The organism is Tenacibaculum sp. SM2510 (assembly GCF_057002845.1).
In genome coordinates, this window is the sequence record NZ_CP192703.1 from 2396994 (window position 1) to 2420713 (window position 23720).

Annotated in this window: 21 protein-coding genes and 2 pseudogenes; 18 read left to right on the forward strand and 5 right to left on the reverse strand. The window is 31.2% G+C overall.

The annotated features are described in order from the left end of the window. The first annotated feature begins 187 nt into the window (after window positions 1–187). The 18 genes and pseudogenes from ACQ629_RS10800 to rfbC all read left to right on the forward strand — a co-directional run bounded on the left by ACQ629_RS10800 (window position 188) and on the right by rfbC (window position 16553). Entirely contained in the window at window positions 188–1237 is a 1050-nt protein-coding gene (locus ACQ629_RS10800) for an EpsG family protein (protein WP_483704819.1), read from the forward strand. A 54-nt stretch (window positions 1238–1291) separates the two neighbouring features. Then, complete coding sequence (locus ACQ629_RS10805; protein WP_483704821.1) at window positions 1292–2092, forward strand: glycosyltransferase; 801 nt, start codon at window positions 1292–1294, stop codon at window positions 2090–2092. Window positions 2093–2119: 27 nt separating this feature from the next. Further along, the gene (locus tag ACQ629_RS10810; protein ID WP_483704823.1) at window positions 2120–2887 is read left to right on the forward strand and encodes a glycosyltransferase family 2 protein; all 768 of its coding nucleotides are present in this window, start codon (window positions 2120–2122) and stop codon (window positions 2885–2887) included. An 81-nt stretch (window positions 2888–2968) separates the two neighbouring features. Beyond that, window positions 2969–3943 carry a sugar transferase gene (locus tag ACQ629_RS10815; RefSeq protein WP_483704825.1) on the forward strand — a complete coding sequence of 325 codons (975 nt, stop codon included), beginning with the start codon at window positions 2969–2971 and terminating at the stop codon, window positions 3941–3943. A gap of 35 nt (window positions 3944–3978) precedes the next feature. After that, entirely contained in the window at window positions 3979–4986 is a 1008-nt protein-coding gene (gene galE, locus ACQ629_RS10820; protein WP_483704827.1) for a UDP-glucose 4-epimerase GalE, read from the forward strand. An 11-nt stretch (window positions 4987–4997) separates the two neighbouring features. Next, window positions 4998–5267, forward strand: a pseudogene (locus tag ACQ629_RS10825) (sugar phosphate nucleotidyltransferase); the annotation flags it as partial. Window positions 5268–5360: 93 nt separating this feature from the next. Next, window positions 5361–6325 (forward strand): annotated as a pseudogene (locus tag ACQ629_RS10830) (IS30 family transposase). A 461-nt stretch (window positions 6326–6786) separates the two neighbouring features. After that, a complete protein-coding gene (gene rfbB / locus ACQ629_RS10835; protein WP_483704829.1) occupies window positions 6787–7833 on the forward strand; it encodes a dTDP-glucose 4,6-dehydratase in 1047 nt (348 codons plus the stop codon). An 81-nt stretch (window positions 7834–7914) separates the two neighbouring features. Beyond that, entirely contained in the window at window positions 7915–8121 is a 207-nt protein-coding gene (locus tag ACQ629_RS10840) for a four helix bundle protein (RefSeq protein ID WP_483704831.1), read from the forward strand. A 182-nt stretch (window positions 8122–8303) separates the two neighbouring features. Further along, window positions 8304–9176, forward strand: coding sequence for a glucose-1-phosphate thymidylyltransferase RfbA (gene rfbA, locus ACQ629_RS10845; protein ID WP_483704833.1), 873 nt, complete (start codon window positions 8304–8306; stop codon window positions 9174–9176). Window position 9177: 1 nt separating this feature from the next. Next, the gene (locus tag ACQ629_RS10850; protein WP_483704835.1) at window positions 9178–10617 is read left to right on the forward strand and encodes a lipopolysaccharide biosynthesis protein; all 1440 of its coding nucleotides are present in this window, start codon (window positions 9178–9180) and stop codon (window positions 10615–10617) included. Then, the gene (locus ACQ629_RS10855) at window positions 10614–11696 is read left to right on the forward strand and encodes a DegT/DnrJ/EryC1/StrS family aminotransferase (protein WP_483704837.1); all 1083 of its coding nucleotides are present in this window, start codon (window positions 10614–10616) and stop codon (window positions 11694–11696) included. The genes ACQ629_RS10850 and ACQ629_RS10855 overlap by 4 nt, the downstream gene beginning before the upstream one ends. Before the next feature lie 5 nt (window positions 11697–11701). Next, window positions 11702–12529 carry an aldolase/citrate lyase family protein gene (locus tag ACQ629_RS10860; protein WP_483704839.1) on the forward strand — a complete coding sequence of 276 codons (828 nt, stop codon included), beginning with the start codon at window positions 11702–11704 and terminating at the stop codon, window positions 12527–12529. Next, window positions 12519–12974: a MaoC family dehydratase gene (locus tag ACQ629_RS10865; RefSeq protein ID WP_483704841.1), complete on the forward strand. Its 456-nt coding sequence runs from the start codon at window positions 12519–12521 to the stop codon at window positions 12972–12974. The genes ACQ629_RS10860 and ACQ629_RS10865 overlap by 11 nt, the downstream gene beginning before the upstream one ends. A gap of 2 nt (window positions 12975–12976) precedes the next feature. Then, window positions 12977–13861 carry an HpcH/HpaI aldolase/citrate lyase family protein gene (locus ACQ629_RS10870; protein WP_483704843.1) on the forward strand — a complete coding sequence of 295 codons (885 nt, stop codon included), beginning with the start codon at window positions 12977–12979 and terminating at the stop codon, window positions 13859–13861. Beyond that, on the forward strand, window positions 13858–14511 hold the full coding sequence (locus tag ACQ629_RS10875) for a NeuD/PglB/VioB family sugar acetyltransferase (RefSeq protein WP_483704845.1): 654 nt from the start codon (window positions 13858–13860) through the stop codon (window positions 14509–14511). The genes ACQ629_RS10870 and ACQ629_RS10875 overlap by 4 nt, the downstream gene beginning before the upstream one ends. Continuing rightward, window positions 14512–15396 carry a glycosyltransferase gene (locus ACQ629_RS10880; RefSeq protein ID WP_483704847.1) on the forward strand — a complete coding sequence of 295 codons (885 nt, stop codon included), beginning with the start codon at window positions 14512–14514 and terminating at the stop codon, window positions 15394–15396. 608 nt (window positions 15397–16004) lie between these two features. Further along, the gene (gene rfbC / locus ACQ629_RS10885; protein WP_483704849.1) at window positions 16005–16553 is read left to right on the forward strand and encodes a dTDP-4-dehydrorhamnose 3,5-epimerase; all 549 of its coding nucleotides are present in this window, start codon (window positions 16005–16007) and stop codon (window positions 16551–16553) included. 581 nt (window positions 16554–17134) lie between these two features. Here the strand turns inward: rfbC and ACQ629_RS10890 are convergent. The 5 genes from ACQ629_RS10890 to porV form a co-directional block, all read right to left on the reverse strand. Further along, window positions 17135–18979, reverse strand: coding sequence for a LysM peptidoglycan-binding domain-containing protein (locus ACQ629_RS10890; RefSeq protein ID WP_483704851.1), 1845 nt, complete (start codon window positions 18977–18979; stop codon window positions 17135–17137). Between the two features lie 25 nt (window positions 18980–19004). Beyond that, complete coding sequence (gene guaA / locus ACQ629_RS10895; protein WP_483704853.1) at window positions 19005–20540, reverse strand: glutamine-hydrolyzing GMP synthase; 1536 nt, start codon at window positions 20538–20540, stop codon at window positions 19005–19007. Window positions 20541–20602: 62 nt separating this feature from the next. Then, window positions 20603–21667: a 3-oxoacyl-ACP synthase III family protein gene (locus tag ACQ629_RS10900; RefSeq protein ID WP_483704856.1), complete on the reverse strand. Its 1065-nt coding sequence runs from the start codon at window positions 21665–21667 to the stop codon at window positions 20603–20605. A 163-nt stretch (window positions 21668–21830) separates the two neighbouring features. Then, window positions 21831–22313, reverse strand: a complete 483-nt coding sequence (locus ACQ629_RS10905) for a cytidine deaminase (RefSeq protein WP_483704858.1) — start codon at window positions 22311–22313, stop codon at window positions 21831–21833. Window positions 22314–22395: 82 nt separating this feature from the next. Beyond that, on the reverse strand, window positions 22396–23496 hold the full coding sequence (gene porV, locus ACQ629_RS10910) for a type IX secretion system outer membrane channel protein PorV (protein WP_483704860.1): 1101 nt from the start codon (window positions 23494–23496) through the stop codon (window positions 22396–22398). Window positions 23497–23720 lie beyond the last annotated feature (224 nt).

Here is a 23720-nt window from a genome sequence, read left to right on the forward strand (position 1 = left end):
TATCAATTGTAATTTTAAGAATAGGATTAGGGCTTTTTTGCATTGTATTTATCTGTTATTGTTTATGTATTAATAATAGTTTGCTTGGAACAGAAAAAGCATGAGTGATATTTGCAGTTCTGTTAGGAGCGTGTATAGATATTGTGTAGGTATTGGTTAATATTAAAAAAAGAAGGGAATTAATTTGATGTTTAGTATTTATTATTTAGCACTATTTTTTATACTTTTATTGACTGTTATTGTTACAGACATTCTTAAAAGTAAACAAGCGCTATCAGTATTTGTTGTTATTTTAGTTTTATTTTCAGGTTTTCGTTATGATGCGGGAATAGATTATTTTAATTATGAAAATATGGTATATGGAACATACCCACTTGTTTACATAGAGCCTTTAAGTCGCATATTGTTATTGGTTGCGAGAGCATATAATGAGGCTTTTGTTTTTTTTTCAATAACGTCTTTAATTTATATAGTTACAACATTAATAGCCGCTTTTAGATTCAAATCTTATGGTATGTTATTTGTTTTCTTATTTACAACTTTTACAACTTCTTATTTAACTTCTTTTGGTTTTGTAAGACAATATGTTGCAATGGGAATAGTTTTTTTAAGCTTCAGCTACTTATATGATAGAAAAAAAAAGAAATTTTTATTTTTTATAGTTTTAGCAACGATGTTTCATTTATCAGGTATATTTTTTATATTTTTTATGTTTTTCAATAAAATATTAAAGAAAAAATATAATCTATTAATATTTATTAGTGGTATGATTTTATCTTTCTTTTCTACTAAAATTTTTATTTTTTTAGTTAGTAGGTTAGGCCTTTTTGCTAATTATTTCCAAAGAGATTTTAATAGTGTTTCTGGAAAAAAAATTTTTTATAGTTTCGTTTTGATTTTCTTTTTTGCATCTTTAATACAATATTTTTTTGTTAAAAAAAGTAAGAATAAATTAATGATTTATGCCCAAAATATGACTTTTGTAGGGTTATTTCTTTACGGAACATTCTTTCAGTTCGGTGAGCATATAGCAAGAATTAGTTACTATTTTACTCCTTTTTATTTTGTATGGTTTTACCATTTGTATAAAGAGTTAAAAGGAAGGGATATAAAAATAGTTTTTTTGTTTTTTTTGTTTTTGGTTTGCACTTTTTACTATTTCAGTACATTGTATTTTGCCCAGTTCTCTGAAAGAGGAGATATTTTAAATAATTATGAACTATTCTTTTTGAAGTAATTTATATTATAAATTTTAATTGAAACCTTAGTTATTAACATAAGTAAATATAATATGACAATTGATATATTGATATCAACAATTAGTTCAAATATTAGTAATGTACCTTTTGTTTTATTAAAGCAAAGAGAGGATGTTTCTTATATTATTTCTATTCAGGTAATAAATAACGTAGCGTATGAAATACCAGATGTTTTAAAACAAAGAAAAGATGTAAGTATCTTTTTCTGTAAAGAAAAAGGTTTATCAATGAATCGTAATAATTGTATCAAACATGCAACTTCAGATATTTGTATAATAGCAGATGATGATGTTAGGTATAAAGATTCCTATATAGATAAAATAAAAAATGAATTTATCAAAGACTCTAGTTTAGATATTTTAATAGGCAAAATTAAGACAAATATAGGAGAGAAAGAGTATAAAAATTATAAACAAAAGGTGCAAAAAATTACTTTTTTAAACTTCAAAAATATTAGTAGTATTGAAATAGGTTTTAGAAGAAGAAGCATTATTAATAGTGATTTAGTTTTTGATAAAAATTTTGGGTTAGGTTCAACTAAGTTTTCAAAAGGAGGAGAAGAAAGTATTTTTATAAGAGATGCTATATTAAAAAAAATGAAAATTTTTTACTATCCTTTTTACATAGTAAATCACCCTTATGAGAGTTCTGGTAAAACAACTGATTTTAATCAACAATATATGGTTTTTTTAGGCGGGTACTCTAGAAGGGTGTCAGGTGTATTTGGCTACTTATTGTTCGTGTATTTTTTATATAAGCACAGAAGGAGGTTGAAAACTTTTAAAAAGGTGACAATGTTTTTTAGTTTTTTTTATAAAGGGTTTAATATGTGAATGAAAAAAGTTTAAATTAAAGTAGTGATGAGAGATAATATAAATATCAATAAAGTATCTATAATAACGCCATCGTATAATTCTGAAGATTTTATTTCAGAAACAATTGAGGGTGTATTAAATCAAACATATACTAATTGGGAACTATTAATAACAGACGATGGATCTACCGACAAAACAATTGATATTATAAAAGAATATCAGCAAAAAACAACTAAGATAAAATTATTTCAACTTAAAAAAAACGGAGGGGCAGGAATAGCTAGAAATAACTCTATTAAAAATGCTTCAGGTAGATTTATAGCTTTTTGTGATAGTGACGATGTGTGGAAAAGTGATAAATTAGAGAAGCAAATTAAGTTTATGCTAAAAAAGAACCTGTCTTTTACCTATTCGGCATATCAAAAAATGGATGAACAAGGTAATAAAGGAGCCATTATTTACCCACCTTTAAAAACTACTTTTATAGGTTTATTAAAAGCTAATACAATAGGATGCTTAACAGCAATCTATGATACAAATATATTAGGTAAAAGGTATATGCCTACTATTAGAAAAAGACAGGACTATGGCTTATGGCTGACCATTTTTAAAGATATAAAACAAACAGAGGGTATATATAATGAAGTTTTAGCTTATTATAGAGTACGATCAAATTCTATTTCAAGAAATAAATTTAAAGCAGCAGTATATCATTATAAGGTGTTAAGAGAGTGTGGAGAGGTAAGTTTATTTAATTCAATTTATCTTTTTTTACACTATTCTATTAAAGGGTTGTTCAAATATTTGAAATAAGTTAGATTTACTAGTATTGTTTTATAATTAAAAGAAAATAATTTTTCCTTAATTTAGCAAAAAAGCTAGAAAAGAAAGAAAATGAATTTGATTACCTTAAAGGAAAATGAAATTGTAAGAAGTGTGGTGATGATTAAAAAAGAAAAATGTTTATTTGTTAACCTTAATAAATCATTAGATAAGCTATTGACGAGTAGTAAAATATCTGATAAGTATGAAATTGTTTTTCATAAAGATTTAAATTTACAAGACAAAGCTATTACCTGTTATATAAGAGAAAACAACATAAAAGTTGTTGTTTTCGAGAAAACACAATTAAACCAATTATCTAATAATGAAGTTAATGAATTGGTTAATTTGCGTTTGTTGGGTATTGAAATATATGATTCAGAAAATTTTTATGAAACGGTAAATAAAAGAATTCCAATTATAAAAATTCAAGACAACCAGTATTTTTCAGACGAAATCTTTAGCCTGAAAAGAAAAAGAAGACTTACCTTTTTTAAACGAGGTTTTGATGTTCTATTTTCTGTGGTAATGTTTCCCTTTGTCTTTCCTTTAATAAGCTTGGGGTGTTTTTTAACCAAAATAAGTTCAAAAGGAAACATGTTTTATTCACAATTACGAATTGGTAGAGAGGGGAAAAAATTTAAAATCTACAAAATACGTACAATGGAAAATAATGATGGAGGTTTTACAGTGAAAAATGACAACCGAATTACACCTGTTGGTAAGTTTTTAAGATTATCTAAAATAGATGAATTACCACAGTTCTATAATATTCTTATGGGCGATATGAGTTTGATTGGCCCGAGACCTGAACAACCTAAATACGTAAAAGAATATAGCGAAGAGAATCCTTTTTTCAATTTAAGGCACATGATTAGACCAGGAGTATCAGGCTGGGCGCAAATACACATGCCAAAAGCTACACCTGAAGAAAATTTAAAGAAGTTAGAGTATGATTTATATTATATAAAAAAGTACTCATGGAAATTAGATGTTAAAATACTACTGAAGACAGTTCAGATTGTTTTTACTATGAATAGTAATTAAAACAGTATTTTTGTTTTTAAAAATAGCAAAAGAAAATGAAAAATATTTTAGTTACTGGAGGTTTGGGTTTTATAGGTTCGCATGTTGTGGTAGACTTACAAAAATCAGGATACGAAGTTTTAATTATAGATAATTTATCTAATAGTAAAATAGAAGTATTAGAACAGATAACAGCAATAACAGGCGTTAAACCAGCATTTTTTCAAATAGATTTACGAAATAAAAAAGAAGTAGCAAACTTTTTTTTACAAAATACAGTTGATGGTGTAATACATTTTGCGGCATCTAAAGCTGTTGGCGAGAGTGTAAGTGATCCTTTAAAGTATTATGAAAATAATATAAATAGCTTAGTATATTTATTGCAAGAAATGAAGGCGTTAAAAGTAAATAACTTAATATTCAGTTCTTCATGCACTGTATATGGCCAGGCAGATGGCTTACCTATAACAGAAAATGAACCAGTAAAAAAAGCAGAATCGCCATATGGTAATACAAAAAAAGTTGGAGAAGAAATAATAGAAGAATGCTCTAGGGCATATGATATTAAAGCTATTGCATTGCGTTATTTTAATCCAATAGGCGCACACGAGTCTATAAAAATAGGAGAGTTACCAATTGGTGTTCCTCAAAACCTTATTCCTTTTGTAACCCAAACAGCAGCAGGAATTCGTGAAGAATTGGCTGTTTTTGGAGGTGACTATCCTACAAAAGATGGTACAGCTGTTAGAGATTATATACATGTGGTAGATTTGGCTAAAGCCCATGTTACTGCATTACAACGTTTGCTTAAAAATAAAAGTGACTTAAAGTACGAAGTATTTAATATAGGTACGGGTAAAGGAACTTCTGTAATGGAAGTTATTAATATTTTTGAAGGCGTAACCAATATAAAACTAAAATACAAAATTGTTTCACGAAGAGAAGGAGATATCACTGCAGCCTATGCGGATACTACAAAAGCAAATGAAGTTTTAGGGTGGGCAGCCGAAAAAAACCTAGAAGAAGGATTGCTTTCTGCGTGGAAATGGCAAGAAAAAAAGTAATTAGTAACCCTATGAAAGGAATCATACTAGCAGGCGGATCGGGAACATGTTTATACCCGATAACCAAAGGGGTGTAGAAACAATTATTACCGGTTTATGATAAACCTATGATTTATTATCAGTTATCGGTATTGATGTTGGCAGGGATTAAAGAGATTTTAATTATTTTGACCCCAGAGGATTTACCGAATTTCGAGAAATTGTTAGTTGATGGAGCTGATTTGGGTATTCAAATCAGGTATGCTGAACAGCCTTCGCCAGACGGATTGACACAGGCCTTTCCGAATTTGATAACTTAACACAACAAATCAAATTTTTAGAATTGTTGTATGAATACGAAAAAACATAAACGATTATCACTTAAATAACATGTCATTATTCAGACGCTTTTGGAAGAAAATAAATCCAATTTTTTTATTGCGAAGTAACACAATCGTTCACGTTCAACTATCACTATAAAAGTCAATAAGTGGGTGTCAAATCCTAATGAAAAATACGATGCTGCACTTGCCGATTGGTGTGCTAAAGATGACTATCTAAATAAAAGAAATTTAGACAAAATTAGAACACATTCTATACTGTGTCTTTATGTCTATAATAGAGTTTTAAAAAACTGGTCGCCTGAACTAATTTCTGATCTAATTAAAATCGATTTCCCAAACAATTCTATGATGACAATATTATACGAAGCTACCTATATGCATATCTATACGCACCCACAAGCTAGCCTGAAAAAAAAACTAATAAAGCTTCTTTTTTATCAAAATCTAGGCGTAGAAAACCTAAAAATAGATGTAAGAAAGGCTCTAAAATCAAAAGTCAAGTAAATATATTTCAAAGACCTGAACATATTGAAAACAGACAGGAAATAGGGCATTGGGAAGGAGGGCGGTTCATTGGTGAAACTCAAAAATTTGTGATAGGAACTATAGTAGAACGTAAATCTAGATACACTATAATTATTGATCTTGAAAACAGAACTACAAAAGCATTAACTAGAGCTTTTGTCAAGGAATTGAATCGTTTTGATAACCAACTAACAAAAACAATGACATACGATAATGGAACTTAAATGGCAGGCCATAAAAGGTTATCCAAGAACGTTAAAATGGACATGTATTTAGCCAATCCTTATGCATTATGGTAACGTGGAACTAGTGAAAATACAAATGGATTTATTAGACGACATCTTCTTAAAAAAACAGATTTTAGAAGTGTAGATAATAGACAACTAAAAAGCATACAAAGGAAACACAATTACAGACCTAGAAAAATATTAGGTTATAAAACACCTCTTGAAGTCTTAGAACAAAAACTCTGTCTAATTTTTTCTTTCTAAAAAGCCTTCATGAAAATCTAGGTTTTTTGGAAACAAAAAATTAAATTGCGGCATTAATAATTAGCAACATTTGTTGCGTTAAGGCCTTGAATGCACCTAAAAAAAGCAGAATAGCCATATGACAATACAAAAAAAGTTGGCAAATGAAGAGGATTTAGTGCATGAAGATAATTTAGAATCTACAAAACACTCACTCAGAAAAAATTTGACGGAATTGTTTTAACAGTAGCGTATAAAGAATTTCAAACATTGGAGTATGCCGCTATGAAAAAAGAGAAGTCAGTAGTGTATGATGTAAAGAATATACTACCTATAGATATTAAAGACAAAGCGCTATAATTGAATAAGTTTTAATTGTAGATTTTATGAAAATGTATATTTCGATCGTTTTGATTCTTAAAGTTACCATATTACACAAGTAGTGTAATATATTTATTGATAGTTAAATAAATTGTTTTTTTATGAAAAAAATATTAATTACTGGAGGGGCTGGTTTTATAGGAAGCCATGTAGTCCGCTTATTTGTAAATAAATATAAAGATTACCAGGTTTTTAACTTAGATTGTCTAACCTATGCAGGAAATCTTGAGAATTTACAAGATATAGAATACGAACCAAATTATCATTTTATTAAAGGCGATATTACAGATGAATCTTTTATAAATGAATTGTTTATAAAACATCAATTTGATAATGTACTCCATTTAGCGGCAGAATCGCACGTAGATCGTTCTATTAAAGATCCCTTAGCATTTGCTAAAACTAATATTCTAGGAACCATGATTTTGTTAAATGCTTTTAAGAATTTATGGACAGATAATTGGCAAGATAAGCGATTTTATCATGTTAGTACCGATGAAGTATATGGCTCACTTGGCGAAACAGGTTTATTTATTGAAACTACTTCTTACGATCCAAACTCACCATATTCAGCTTCAAAAGCAAGTTCTGATCATTTTGTACGTGCTTATGGTGAAACTTACGGAATGCCTTATGTAATTACAAATTGTTCCAATAATTATGGTTCATATCAATTTCCTGAGAAATTAATTCCGTTGTTTATAAATAACATCATGAACAATAAAGCATTACCCGTTTATGGCGATGGTAATTACACCAGAGATTGGTTGTTTGTAGAAGATCATGCAATTGCTATCGATTTGGTATTTCATAAGGGGAATAATCATGAAACCTACAATATTGGAGGGTTTAATGAATGGAAAAATATCGATTTGATTCGTGTATTATGTGCTCAAATGGATGAGAAATTAGGTAGAGAAAAAGGAGTTTCTGAAAAATTGATTACCTATGTGAAAGATAGACCAGGACATGATTTACGATATGCTATTGATGCTACTAAAATTCAAAAAGAATTAAATTGGAATCCGAGTGTTACTTTTGAACAAGGTTTGTCTAAAACTATCGATTGGTATTTAGCAAATACAGATTGGATGGATAACATTACAAGTGGTGCTTATGAAAAATATTATAAAGAGCAATATCAGTAATTTTTTTCAGTTATCAAGTTAAGGAGCTATGAAGTCAACAACATAACAACCTAACTCAGCTTAACATTAAAAATGACAAAAGTGAGTGTCAAAAGCCATAAAGACCTAAATCTTTGGAAAGAAAGCATGAATTTCGTGGAGGACACTTACGCGTTCTTAAAGCGCTCTCCAAAAGAAAAGATATATGGTTTAACCAGACAAATTAGAAGATATACTGTTTCTGTTTCGTCTAATATTACAGAAAGAGCTGGTAGAAAAGGAGAAAGAGAATTTGCTCGTTTTTTATAGATTGTTTTAGGATCGTTATCGGCATTAGAAAAACAATTTGAAATAGGAAGAAGATTAGATTACATTTACAAGGGAGTTGATATATAATCGATATTTGATAAAATTATTTATATTCGAAGAATGCTCTCAAAGTTGATTAAAAGTATAACTGTATAACAACATCACACCATAACACAAAAAAAATGAAAGGAATAATTTTAGCGGGAGGTTCAGGAACACGTTTACACCCACTCACTTTAAGTGTAAGTAAACAATTATTGCCCATTTATGATAAACCGATGATTTATTATCCATTATCAGTTTTAATGTTGGCAGGAATTAAAGAGGTGTTAATTATCTCTACGCCTCACGATTTACCTAATTTCAAAACTTTACTGGGTAGTGGTGAACAATTTGGAATAGATATAACCTATGCCGAACAGCCTTCACCGGATGGTTTAGCGCAAGCCTTTATTATTGGCGAACAATTTATTGGTACAGACGATGTCTGTTTGGTCTTGGGAGATAATATATTTTATGGTGCTGGTTTACAGGGTTTATTAAAACAGGCGATTACTACGGTTGAGAATGAAAAAAAAGCTGTGGTGTTTGGCAATTATGTAAATGATCCAGAGCGTTATGGAGTAGCTGAGTTTGATAACGACCGTAACGTGATTAGTATTGAAGAGAAACCGACAACACCAAAATCTAATTATGCTGTGGTAGGCTTGTATTTTTATCCTAATTCGGTAGTAGAAATAGCAAAAAAAGTAAAGCCTTCAGGTCGTGGTGAATTGGAAATTACAGCTGTAAATCAAGCCTATTTAAATAAAGAGCAACTTAAATTAAATATTTTGAGTCGAGGCTTTGCATGGCTCGATACAGGAACGCATGAAGCCTTAACAGAGGCAACTGAGTTTGTAAAAGCTGTTGAAAAAAGAACGGGTTTAAAAATTGCCTGTTTAGAAGAAATTGCAGTGAACTACGGTTGGGTATCAAAACAGAGCTTAAGCCATAAGATAGAAAATTTAAAAGGCGACTATTATGAGTATTTAAAAAAGATCATTACTACTTAAAATGTCTTTAAAAAAGCAAGCCATACATAGTGTCATCTGGACTTTTGTAGATTCCTTTTTTGTAAAAGGGCTCTCGTTTGTAGCTGGGCTTATACTAGCACGAATTCTTGGCCCTACAGAATTTGGACTTATAGGGATGATTTCAATTTTTATCGCTATCGGAACCTCTTTGGTCGATAGTGGTTTGTCATCGTCCTTAATACGAACAAAAGATGCAGACGATACCGATTATTCAACGGTGTTCTTTACCAATTTAGGGATGAGTATTCTTATTTATGGTCTCTTGTTTATGGCAGCGCCTTATATCGCTGATTTTTATGAACAGCCCATTCTTATCAACCTTATTAGATTGTACTGTATTGGTTTTGTTATCACGGCAATAGCTGCTGTGCAGTTGGCAATATTAAATAGTGAAATGAGGTTTAAACGTATTACGCAATATAATATACCTTCAACAATAATAGGGGTGAGTGTTGGTGTAAGTTTAGGCTATTTAGGATACGGCGTGTGGAGCATTGTTTGGATGTATTTAACGACACAAGCTTGTAATTCTGTATTACTTTGGGTTTTCTCATCATGGAAACCCAGTATGACGCTTTCACGAACCAAATTAAAGTACCACTATAACTTTGGGTATAAACTCATGCTTTCAGGTTTGCTAGATCAGGTTTTTAATAATATATATAATGTTGTGATTGGTAAATATTTTAGCGTGCAATCGCTCGGGTATTATGAGCGTGCAAAAACGTTTAACACCTATCCAAGTACGGTATTGTCTGGTGTTATAGGTAAAGTAACTTACCCCATGTTGGCTAAAATTCAGGACGACCCACAACGTATATCTAGCGTTTATAGAAACATATTAGGTCTTACATTTTTTATCATTGCACCGATAATGATTGGCGGAGCAGCCATAGCAAAGCCTTTATTTTTAATGGTGTTAGGAGATGCTTGGTTGCCAGCAGTGCCTTTCTTTCAAATTTTAACGTTGGGTTTTATGTTGTACCCAATTCATGCTTTTAATATCAATGTTTTAAAAGTTTATGGACGTAGTGATTTGTTTTTAAAGTTAGAAGTGTATAAAAAAATAGTGGTCACTATTAGTATCATAGTAGCTGTACCATTTGGTATTTATGCGCTCGTTTGGAGCAGTGTTTTTATGTCTTTTATAGCGCTAGTTATCAATACCCATTACAGTAGTAAAATGATTAATTACACCTTAAAAGAGCAAGTGTTAGATGTGCTACCTGTATTATTAATTACGACAATTATGTACGTAGTTATGTCATTTGTTGTCAGTCATACAGAACCGGAGCATGATTTAATTCAAATTTTGTTAGCATCGCTTGCTGGCATAACTTTATACTTTGGTTTACATCATGTATTTAAAACGCAAGTCATGCTCTATGCACTTACTTTTATAAAAAACAGAAATCTATGATTCCTATTACAAAACCCTTTATGCCTCCACAAGAGGAATATCAGAAGTACTTAAAAGGTATTTGGCAACGCCAATGGTTAACCAATATGGGGCCTCTTGCGAGTGAATTAGAGATGTCGCTTAAAGCACATTTAAAACTCAAGCACCTATTGTATGTAACTAATGGCACTGTAGCGTTGCAAATGGCTATTAAAGTCTTGGGGTTAAAAGGAGAGGTAATAACGACGCCTTTTTCCTTTATTGCTACGACAAGTAGTATTGTCTGGGAAGGTTGTAAGCCGGTATTTGTAGATGTAGATAAAGCATCTTTAAATATAGACGCTAGTAAAATAGAAGCGGCTATTACCGATAACACAACCGCAATCTTAGCGACGCATGTATATGGAAACCCTTGCGATGTCTTAGCCATTGAAGTCATTGCTGAAAAATACAATTTAAAAGTGATTTACGATGGTGCTCATGCCTTTGGAGTGGAGGTTTTTGGGAAATCTATTTTTGAATATGGCGATATCAGCATCTGTAGTTTACATGCCACCAAATTGTACCACTCTACTGAAGGGGGACTTATAGTAGCCAAAGATCCAGAACTGCTAAAGCGATTATCCTACATGCGCAATTTTGGGTTTTCAGGTCCCGAAAGTTTTGCAGAACTAGGTATTAATGGTAAAAACTCAGAGTTTCATGCTGCCATGGGGTTAGCAAATATTCCTTATATTGAACAGATTCATAATAAACGTAAGGCGCTTACCGAGTTGTATCATTTAAGATTAAAACACTTAAAGGCCGTAGCTCCAATATGGCATAAAGCAGCGACTATAAATTACGCTTATTACCCTATAGTTTTTGACAGTGAGACTTTAATGTTAAAATGTATGGACCAATTAAAAGCGTCTGAGATATTTACACGCCGTTATTTTTATCCGTCATTAGCAAATGCTTTACCTTATTTAGAACCTCAAGATTTTGAAGTTACCGATATGGTTGCAAAACGTGTACTATGTTTACCATTGTTTTATGATTTAACGGTAGAAGAAGTAGAATTGATTTGTAGATTATTATTAAGAATTCAAAATAATTAAAAAGTATGCAATCTTATTTTTTTATTCCAGCATCTCGATTACATAAGCTTTCTGATATAAAGAAATCTCATGTAGATGAGATTATCATTGATTTTGAAGATGCTATTTTAAGTTCTAATATAGATACATATTTTAATCAACTCAATACCGTGACAGATTTTAGTTCCTATTGGTTTAGGGTGCCTTTACGAGCCGATTTTGAAGATGAATTAAATTTAACTTATATAGAACGATTTAAAAATATAGGGGTACAACTTATGGTTTTGCCAAAAATAAAATCAGCTGCAGAACTTATTGATATTATTTCAACATTTAAAACACTCAAATTTATAATACTTATTGAGCACCCAAGATTATTATTGGAGATTCAGCAGGTGTTTATGAATGAGGATTCTTTATTAAAATCTATAGTCGGTATAGGAATGGGGTCACATGATTTAATGACGTTTTTAAAAGCAAAACATACATCAGCTCAATTAGATTATCCTAGAAAAGAATTTTTGTATCTTGCCAAGGCTTATAATTTGCAAGCTATTGATATTGCTTCAATGAATGTTTTTAAAGAAAAGGATTTTACAGAAGAAGTTAAATATGCTCAAGATAACGGTTATGATGGAAAATTTTTAATCCATCCTACGCAATTGATTTGGTTTCAAAATCAAATACAACAAGACAATATATTATTAGATTGGGCTAAAAATGTATTACAACATTTACCAAAAGATTATAACGGAGAAAGCGTTGTTCCTTTTATATTGAACGATGAGGTTATAGAAAAGCCTCATGCGCTAAAAGCTTTAGAAATTATTAGAACACATAACAATGGAAAGTAAATTTGGAAATTATTACGAAGAGTTTGTCGTTGGAGAGACTTTGACTCACGCTTTAACAAAAACAATTTTTGAAAGTGATAATAATCTATTTAGTTTGTTAACAATGAATCATCATCCTGTGCATATTAATTTGGATTATGCACAGCAAAAACAACACGGAAAAATATTAGTTGTAGGTACTCTAGTATTTAGTGTTGTTGTAGGTATTACTGTTGCAGATATTAGTGGTAAAGCGATTGCCAATTTAGAATATGAAGCGGTAAAACATTTAAACCCTGTATATATTAATGATACCTTATATGTGCGTACTACAATCTTAGATAAATGGGAAACCTCAAAAAATGACAGAGGGATTGTATATGTTGAAACTATTGCTGAAAATCAATTAGGCGAAGATGTTTTGTCATTCAGAAGAAAAGTGTTAGTTTCTAAAAAGAATTCATAATTATGATTGATTTATTATTAAGAAGTTTAATGTTTGTGCCTAGTCATAATGAACGATTAATGACAAGTGCCTCAAAATCTGAAGCCGACGTGTTACTTTTAGATGTTGAAGACTCTGTACAACCATATGCAAATAAGCAAGTTGCAAGAGATCTTATAATCTCTTATGTTTCAGCAAAAAAGTTTGGAGGCAAAAAAATATTTCCACGTGTTAATGATCGAGAAAGTGGTGAATTACTTAAAGATGTTATGCAGCTCACTATTGATGGGGTAGACGGTTTTATGTACCCTAAATCTAAACGTGGCAAAGATGTTTATTTCTTTGATAAGCTTTTAGAAACGATTGAATACGAAAAAGGACTTCCTATTGGGACGTATAAAATTATTCCTTTAATTGAAACCGCTTCAGCAGTGATGAATGTTCAGGAAATTTGTTTGGCCTCACCACGAGTTGTAGCTATAGCTTATGGATCGGAAGATTTTGTTACCGATTTAGAAGGTGTACATGATTTAGAACATCAAAGTTTGTTTACACCTAGAGCAATGATTGCTATGGGAGCTAGAGCAGCTGGAGTGATCCCAATAGACACAGTACATGTTAGGGTACATGATTATGAAGATTTAGAAAAGAATTTAAAAATATCAAAAACCTTAGGTTTTGAAGGGATGTTGGTGTTGAATCCTAAAGAAATTCCTTTAGTACACCAGTATTATTCTCCAACAAAAGACGAAATTACAGACGCCAAAGAAATGTTGGTTTTAGCAGAAGAAGCTAAAGCTAATGGAGAAGGTGTGGCTATTATGAATGGGAAGTTTATTGGACCTCCAATGATTAAAGCCGCGAAAAAAATATTATTAAAAAAAGAATTAATTACAAGTAAAGGATGAAAAAATTAGTAATACTTGGAGGTAGAGGTATTGGTATGATTGCAGCTTCAGTTGCACAAGACCTAGGATACTATGAAGTGCTTGGTTTTTTAAATGATGTTGTGCCTATTGGAGACACGGTTGGAGTATATAAAAAGCATAAAGTGATCGGTACTTCAAAAGATGTAGAGCACTATTTGAAAGATGATGATGTTTATTTTTTTATTGGTTACATTGGAATGAAGAATGAAAAAGAAGTTTTTGATAAAATTTCTAATTTAAATATTCCAAGGAGACGTTATGCGACTTTAATACATCCAACAGCAGTTATTCCTAGAGGCTATTGTAAAATAGGTTATGGCGTTTTAATAGCTCCTTTAGTGCAATTATCTCCAGACACAACAATAGAAGACAATTGTATTTTATTGCCAAATTCATTTTTAGGCCATGATAGTACTATGAAACGATTCTCTCATATTACAGCAAATGCAGTGGTTGGAGGGAATGTGATCTTAGGTCGTGGTGCACATGTAGGAACAAATTCGACAATTAGAGAAAATGTTACTATTGGAGAATTTGCTATTGTTGGTTCAGGGGCAGTTGTATTAGGTGACATTCCTGATAACTCTATATATATAGGGAATCCAGCTAAATTTTTAAGACAAAAGTAAATGAGAAAACCTGTTGTTTCCGTATGTTGTTTAGCCTATAATCATGAACCTTATATACGCCAGTGTTTAGATGGTTTTGTAATGCAGCAAACTAACTTTCAGTTTGAAGTTTTAGTACATGATGATGCTTCAACCGATAATACTGCTGCTATTATTAAGGAGTATCAAGAAAAATACCCAACTATTATAAAACCTGTCTATCAAACTGAAAATCAGTACTCAAAAGGGGTGAGGGTTACTATTGTTTATAATTTTTCGAGAGCAGAAGGTAAATATATAGCTATGTGTGAAGGCGATGATTACTGGACAGACCCGTTAAAGTTACAAAAGCAGGTGGATTTTTTGGAAGCAAATCAAGATTGTTCAGTGGTTTTTCATCCAGCGTATTATGTAAATGAAAATAGCCGTGAAGTACTTAAAATTAACCAGCCAAAAGTGATACCACATGATTTTAAGTTAGGAATAAAAGATGCTATTTTGGGAGGAGGAGATCTTATAACGACGAATTCTATGGTTTTTTTAAATAAGTTTGTTGAAGAACTCCCCGCTTGGTTTTTTACAGCTCAAGTTGGAGATCTTACGCTTATGCTAGTTTTAGCGACACATGGTAAAATGGGGTATGTTGACGATGTAATGAGTGCTTATCGTGTAGCCGCGATTGGTTCTTGGAGTGAAACGATGAAAAAAAGTGAATCTAAAAGGATAAAACACCAAAAAGATGTTAAGAAAATGTGGATCCAGTTTGATATATGGACAAATAAAAAACACCATTTTTATATCCTTCTAAAATTAATAAAAGATGACTTGAACATCCGCAAAGTAAACATTATTAAATTGATTAAAAAATCCGTTAAAATAAAACGAGGAAGAATTAATTACAGGTGATTTAGTGCTAAGCGAACGTTATGATGCGGCTAATATTAACCCAGATGTTGTGGCGTTATTTAAGTAGTCTGAGTAGAATGTAATTAACATAGAGGCTACTATTACTAGTTCCAATAAAAAGATTTCAAAAACTGGACCAAATATTAAATCGGATTAAGACAGTACTCTAGGTGTTTTAAATTTATTAAGAATAGGTGCGTTACATTAGCGAATAACCAGGTTTTAAATTAGGGTAAAGAAGGACTGGAGGAGATTTTAAGTTTGTGTAAAAAAAAAACATTATTCAGTCAGTTGGTGCTTTGGTGCTGCTATAAATTTATAAGTAGCCTCCAGAACACTGTTTTTAAAAACTAAAGTAGCAGGATAGCCTTAGTTAATTTTCGGGAATATGAATGGGCCAGTGCAATTGAAAATACAGGAGGAGCAAGTCCTATAGATAATACAAATCATAGAAGTTCACATACATATGAGATAATTAACAATATGCTTATTATTTAAATCTTTTTTTACAAAGATTGAGAAATAACTGCTATTTATTTGAATATGTAAGTTATTTAGGCGGTATCTTGCGTTAATGAAATGATGTAGTTTAAAAAGCAAGAATAATTATGAATTTTATTAAAACAGAAATTCCTGAAGTTGTTATTATAGAGCCTAAAGTGTTTAACGATGAAAGAGGATATTTTTACGAATCGTTTAATAAAAAGAAATTTGAAGAAAATATTGGTGAAATTAATTTCATTCAAGATAACGAGTCAAAATCAACTTTTGGCGTATTAAGAGGCTTACATTTTCAAAAACCTCCATATGCGCAAGCAAAATTAGTTAAGTGTATTCAGGGAGCTGTTTTAGATATTGTTGTAGATTTAAGAAGAAATTCTAAAACTTACGGTAAACATGTTACGGTGGTATTATCTGAAAAAAACAAAAAACAATTATTTATTCCTAAAGAGTTTGCTCACGGTTTTATAGTACTGTCTGAGGAAGCTATTTTTTCTTATAAAGTAGATAATAAATATGCACCAGAATACGAGGATAGAATTTCGTGGAATGATGAAACTTTAAATATTGATTGGACTATTCCTTCAGAAGAAATTATTTTATCAGAAAAAGACAAAATAATCTCTAAGTTCAGCGAATTAGTATCTCCTTTTTAATATTGCGTAATTTAAAGAAGGCATAAAAAAAACAATTGCATGGTATTTAGGTAATCAAGATTGGTTGGATGCTATTGCGATGAAATAGAAAACGTCATTCCGAACATTGTGAAGGAATCTTTCGGTTTTGTACTATAAGATTACTTCGTCTTTTATCCTCGTAATGACGTAAAAGTTGTGTTTTTAATTTAGTTGGGTGTAGTAAACTTCAAAGAGAACGTCATTCCGAACATTGTGAAGGAATCTTTCGGTTTTTTGTACTATAAGATTACTTCGTCTTTTATCCTCGTAATGACGTAAAAGTTGTGTTTTTAATTTAGTTGGGTGTAGTTAACTTAAAAGAAAACGTCATTCCGAACATTGTGAAGGAATCTTTCGGTTTTGTACTATAAGATTACTTCGTCTTTTATCCTCGTAATGACGTAAAAGTTGTGTTTTTAATTTAGTTGGGTGTAGTTAACTTAAAAGAAAACGTCATTCCGAACATTGTGAAGGAATCTTTCGGTTTTGTACTATAAGATTACTTCGTCTTTTATCCTCGTAATGACGTTAAGTTATGTTTTTATTTTAGTAGGATACAATTACTTAAGTCTTGTTAAACTTAAGTCTTTATTATATTTTACAATAAACAAGCCGTTATTATTTGTACTGCTAAATGTTTTTTTACGATAGTCAAACTTGTTTTCTAGGCGCAGTGATACTCCGTCTTTAAAAGTTTCTGACAGCTCTTTTCCAGAGGCCAAACGTATTAAAATATCATACGTAATATCGAAACCTTTAATCGCATAATCAGAAGCTACAGTATTGTTTTTTTTGTAGTATTTTTTATTGAAAATCTTTACATTATCTGAAGATGAATCTTCAAAAGCATTAGAAACATAAGTAAAATCAACACTAGCTAACTTGTTATTTTCTATTTTATCGTAAGATTTATTTCTTTCTACAGCAAAAACCTGGACTGTCATATCATCAGGTATACCAATCATACTGTTTAAAACATCGGCAATAGCTACATTGTTATCAGAAGTGATGATAACCCAGTTTTGTTTATTCACAGCCATTTTATTGGTAAATAACTCTCTTTTAATATAACCGTCTTCTGGTTTTAAAATATGAATTTCGCTAATAGAATCATGCTTTTTTAAACTACTTACAATTTTACTTATTCTATCGTTAGAGTTAGCTTCACCATCACCTACAACAAAAACCTCTTCACCTTTATAAATGTCTTTTAAATATGAACCTAAATATTCAGTGTATTTATTTTTATCTGGTGCAGATTTAATAAGTTTGGTTGCAGAAAAATCATTTTGATTGCTAGAGAAATGAGGGAATACAATAGGCGCACGAACCTTACGAGCAATAAGCTCAGCTTTATCTGAATAAAAAGGACCAATAATAACATCGGTAGAATCTAGTTTTCTTTCTTCTATAATTAAAGGAACATTATCATCTCTGTTTCCGGTGTCAAAAACAGTTGTATTAATAAGTATGCCTTGCTTTTTAATTGAGTCGATTGCTATTTCGGCACCCATGTAAAAATCAGTAACCATATTAGCCAAAGGAGCAGAACTATTTAAATCACTAAATATATCTTTTGCAGAAGCAGATTTATAATCTTTTAATTTAAAAGGAAGTAAAATGGCTACGTCTATTGCTACATTTTCTTGAATGCTATCTTTATAAAATGTATAATTCTCATTAGTATTTACTTCTTCAATAGGTTTTATTTTTATTAATTGATCAATAGATAATTCATTATTTTCTATGCCAGGGTATTCAGGGTTTAAACGAATTAAATCTTCTTTTGAGATGTTATAAAAACGAGTTAAACTATATACGGTTTCTTTGCTTTTAACTGTATGAGTTAAAAATTTTTCTAAAACCTCTTCTCTGTTAATTGTGATTACTTTTTCAACAGATTTAACCTTTAAAACTTGGCCAATACTTAGTATATTATTTTTAATAGTTGGGTACTCAGGGTTCCATTCTATTAAATCGTCTTTAGAGATGTCATATAGTTTGGTTATACGATACACCGTTTCTCCTGCGATTACAGTATGATTTTCATACTCATACACAGTTTGTAGAAAAGAGTTTTTCGCTTTATTTTCTTCGTCAATATTCTTATCAGAAGGGTTTTCGTCTATATTTTCGTTATCAACAACTGTTTCATCAGCTGTGTTTGAAGAAATTCCGGTTTTTACTTCAGGATTCGGAATAATAATAACTGTATTTGCATCTGGTCGTCTGCTAATATCAGGATTTAAACGTAACAAATCTTTTGTTTTCATATCCAGTCTTTTTGCAATGTCACGCATTGTCTCGCCTTCTTGAACCTTATAAGAAATATAACGTTTTTGCTGACCACAAGAAACGGTAAAGGTTAAAATACAAATTAAAAGTAAAAATTGAAATTTCTTCATCTACATTTTTTTTATTATAAGGGGTTTATTCCCATTCAATTGTTGCAGGTGGTTTAGAGCTAATGTCGTAAACAACTCTGTTAACACCTTTTACATTATTAATTATTTTGTTTGATATTTTTTGTAAAAACTCATAAGGTAAATTTACCCAATCTGCAGTCATACCATCTGTGCTTTCAACAGCACGCAAAGCTACTACTTTTTCATAGGTTCTTTCATCGCCCATTACTCCAACAGAGTTTACAGGTAATAAAATTGCACCCGCTTGCCATACTTTGTTATATAAATTGTCTTCTTTTAATCCGTTGATAAAAACAGCATCTACTTCTTGTAAAATACGCACTTTTTCTTCGGTAATATCCCCTAAAATACGAATTGCCAATCCAGGACCAGGAAAAGGGTGACGACCTAATAGGTCTTTGTCAATTCCCATTGATGCTCCTACACGTCTAACTTCATCTTTAAAAATCATTCGTAATGGCTCAACAATCTTCAGTTTCATAAAATCAGGTAAACCACCTACGTTATGATGACTTTTAATCGTTGCTGATGGGCCACCGTTTACCGAAACTGATTCAATTACATCAGGATAAATAGTTCCTTGTGCTAACCATTTTGCGTCTTCAATCTGATTTGCTTCATCATCAAAAACATCAATAAAAACTTTACCAATAGCTTTACGCTTTTCCTCTGGATCACTTAAACCAGCAAGCTCATTCAAGAAACGTGCCGAAGCATCCACTCCTTTTACGTTTAAGCCCATACCTTCGTATTGCTTTAATACATCGGTATATTCATTTTTACGTAACAAACCATTATTAACAAAAATACAATGTAAATTATCGCCAATAGCTTTGTGTAATAATACCGCAGCTACGGTAGAATCTACACCTCCAGACAATCCTAAAACCACTTTATCGGTTCCAACCTTTGCTTTTATGTCAGCAACTGTTTCATCAACAAAAGAATCAGGTGTCCAAGTTTGTGCTACTTCAGCTATATTAACTAAAAAATTTTGTAATAATTGTTTACCATCGGTAGAATGATATACTTCTGGATGAAATTGAATAGCATACGTTGTTTCACCATCAATTTTATAAGCAGCGTTTTCTACATCGTTTGTGCTTGCTAATAAGATACCGTTTGTTGGTAAATCTTTAATGGTGTCTGAGTGACTCATCCAAACCTGACTTCCTTCTGATATGTCTGAAAAGAACGTTTCATCTTCTTTTACAAAAGATAAATTAGCTCTACCATACTCTCTAGTGTTTGATGGAGCTACTAATCCGCCAGAAAAGTGGGCTAAGTATTGAGCGCCATAACAAACAGCTAATAACGGTTTTTTACCTCTAATTTCAGATAAATCTGGATGTAACGCCGCTTCTGAACGAACAGAGTTAGGACTACCAGATAGTATTACTGCTTTAAAGTCGTTTAAGTTTTTTGGAATTTTGTTATAAGGATGAATTTCACAGTAAATGTTCAATTCTCTAACACGGCGCGCAATAAGTTGTGTGTATTGCGATCCGAAATCTAAAATAAGTACGTTGTGTTGTTGCATGTGCAAAAATAGTACTTAGAATTTAGATTTTAAGTATTTGATTTTAGATTTTTTGAAGTTTTTTAATAACGATAAACCACTGCGTTTATATTCATTCCTGCACCAACAGAAGCCAGTATAATTACGTCTCCTTTTTTTACCTCCTGATTTTCGATATTTCCTTTTAAAACCAAGTCTAATAAAGTAGGTACTGTAGCAACAGAGCTGTTCCCTAATTTATGAATACTCATAGGCATTATACCTTGCGGAATCGATTTTTTATACAATCTATAAAACCGCTTGATAATAGCTTCATCCATCTTTTCATTTGCTTGATGGATAAATATTTTTTTTACCTCATTAATTTCAATCTCACTTTTATCTAAAGCTGTTTTCATCGCTTTGGGTACATTGTTTAATGCAAATTCATAAATTTTACGTCCGTGCATTTTTATGTATCGAATATCTTTATCTAAGCTCTCATTATTTGACTTTCCGAAAAATAAAAAATAAGCTTCTTCTTTGGTGAAAGTTTGTGTAGCATGACTCAAAATTCCGCTATTACCGGCTTCTTTAAGTTCTACAATACAAGCGCCTGCTCCGTCGCTATAAATCATAGAATCGCGATCATACTTGTCAACAACTCTCGATAAAGTTTCACCGCCAATAACTAAGCATTTTTTAGCAATACCTGCTTTTATAAATGCTTGTGCTTGAATAACTCCTTCAATCCAACCAGGGCATCCGAATAAAATGTCATAAGCAACACAGTTAGGATTTTCAATTTGAAGTAAATGTTTTACTCTACTAGCCAAACTAGGAAGGATATCAGTTTGAATAGCATCATTTTTTACATCACCAAAATTATGAGCGAATATGATATAATCTATATTTTCAGAATTCACATTGGCATCTTCTATAGCTTTTTTAGCAGCAAAATATCCTAAGTCCGATGCTTTGTAGTCATTTTTAGCATACCTACGTTCTTCAATGCCAGTAATTGATTTGAATTTTTCAATAATTATGGTATTCGTGCTATCAAAAGAAGTTCCGTCTGCATTCAAAAATGAACTTGCTAAAAACTGACTATTTTCTTTTTTTATTGAAGGGATATACGAACCTGTACCTGTAATTACTGCTGATGCCATTCTGATTTATTAGGATTGTAAATACAAATAAAGCATTTTAAATTATATTAAAGTATTAATTAAGAGTCATTTTAAAAGAATTGTAGAATCCTTAAAAAATGGCTTTATAATTAAATATTTTAAAAAAAAGAGTTGTCTTTTTTGAGCTTGTGGTTTTCTAATATTATAAATACGAACTGTCGAAAGAGAAAGGTAACAAAGAAAGTAAAGAATCTGTTTTTACAATTTTACCAACTTCACCCATAAAAAACACTTCTATTGGTTCTTTTTGATTGATTTCATATTCTGATAAAGTTTGTCTGCAAGCACCACAAGGCCCCACAGGTTTATTTACGGTTGTATTTTCAGAAGCAGCTGAAATGGCTAGTTTTTTAATTTTTATTCCAGGAAATTCTGATCCCACTTTCCATACACCAACTCTTTCGGCGCACATACCAGATGGGTATGCCGCATTTTCTTGGTTGTTACCTAAAACTACAGCATCGTTTTCTAGTAAAAACGCAGCACCTACTTTAAATTTAGAGTAGGGGGCATAAGCTTTTGCTCTTGCTTCAATAGCCTTATCCATTAACTTTTTATCTTCTTGTGCTAATTCTGCTAAATCGTTATAAATCGTTGCAGCAGCTTTTAATTCTATTTTTTCCATAAAGAAATAGTGTTGGTCAAAAAAAGCAGCCTGTAAGACTGCTTTATATTATACTACGAATTTATTAAAAAAAAACTACAATCTAATAGTCATCGTAAATTTCTCCTAGATCAAATGATAAAGAAAAGCGTAAAGTGTTTTCTAAAGGGTTATTAACTGCTGATGTATTTACTAAGTATGATAAGTCTAACGTAAATGCTTTCGCAGTAAAACCTGTACCCAATGTTAAGAACTGTCTTTGACCTTTCTCTTCACTTTCGTGAAAGTAACCAGCTCTAAGAGCAAAGGCATTGTTGTATAAATATTCGGCACCTAATGCCCAAGTAGTTTCTTTCATTTCTTCACCAAAACTTCTGTCACCTAAAGAAGTAAACATTCCTTCAAACCAACCTCTGTTATTTCCTTGGCCTTCAGGAGAATTAGTATCACCACTACTAGATGGGACTAATAGTTTTGTGAATTCTAAATTAAGACCTACGATGTTCTGGCTGTCTAATATAAAGTCAAAACCACCACCAATCTTTGCGTTGGTAGGAATAAAGTTTTCTTGTCCTGGAGTGTATTCTACTTTAGGACCAATATTAGCAATGTTAAAACCTAAGCGGTAACGACCATTAAAGCTGCCGTAATTTTGTTCGTCAGATTGATAGTAACCAGAAACATCAACAGCAAATGAATTAACGGCATTAACATTACTATCATTAACATCTAAATTAGAGTTGATGTATTTTAAGCCAATACCCATTGAGAATTTTTCGCTTAACTTCATAGAATAAACACCCGTAATAGAAAATTCACTAGGGTTTTCTGTACCGGTACCGGTACCATTTTCGTTTGTTAATTCAACCTGTCCAAGTGAAAAATACTTAATATCTACACCCCAAGCGGCATTTTCTTTAAACCTATTTACGTAAGAAGCATTTCCTACAAAAATATCATCAGTCAAATTACGTAACCAAGGAGTATAGTTAACACCAACACTTATCTTGTTTTGGTTAAAAACTGTTTTAGCAGGATTGTGAAAAATAGAAAAAGCATCTGCGGAGGTTGCAACCCCTACATCTCCCATACCTCCGGCACGAGCATCAGATGATATTAATAAAAATGGAGTTGCTGTTGTATTTTGAGCTTTGATTTGAAGGGCAAAACATACAAAGAATAAAAAAAATGTTAATTTTTTCATGTAAAATTTTATTATTAGTTGAGCAAATATATGATATTCTTAAAAAAATGCTAATTTTTATTAGTTTTTAATCAGTTGTTTAACGTTTTAATCAGCTGATTATTATATAAAATAATATTTTTTTAGAATAAAGTTAAAATTTGTGCTCATTAAGTTTTTAATAATGTTAGCATAAAACTTTTTTATGTATAAAAATTAAATTTAATGGTAGATATTTAATCTTT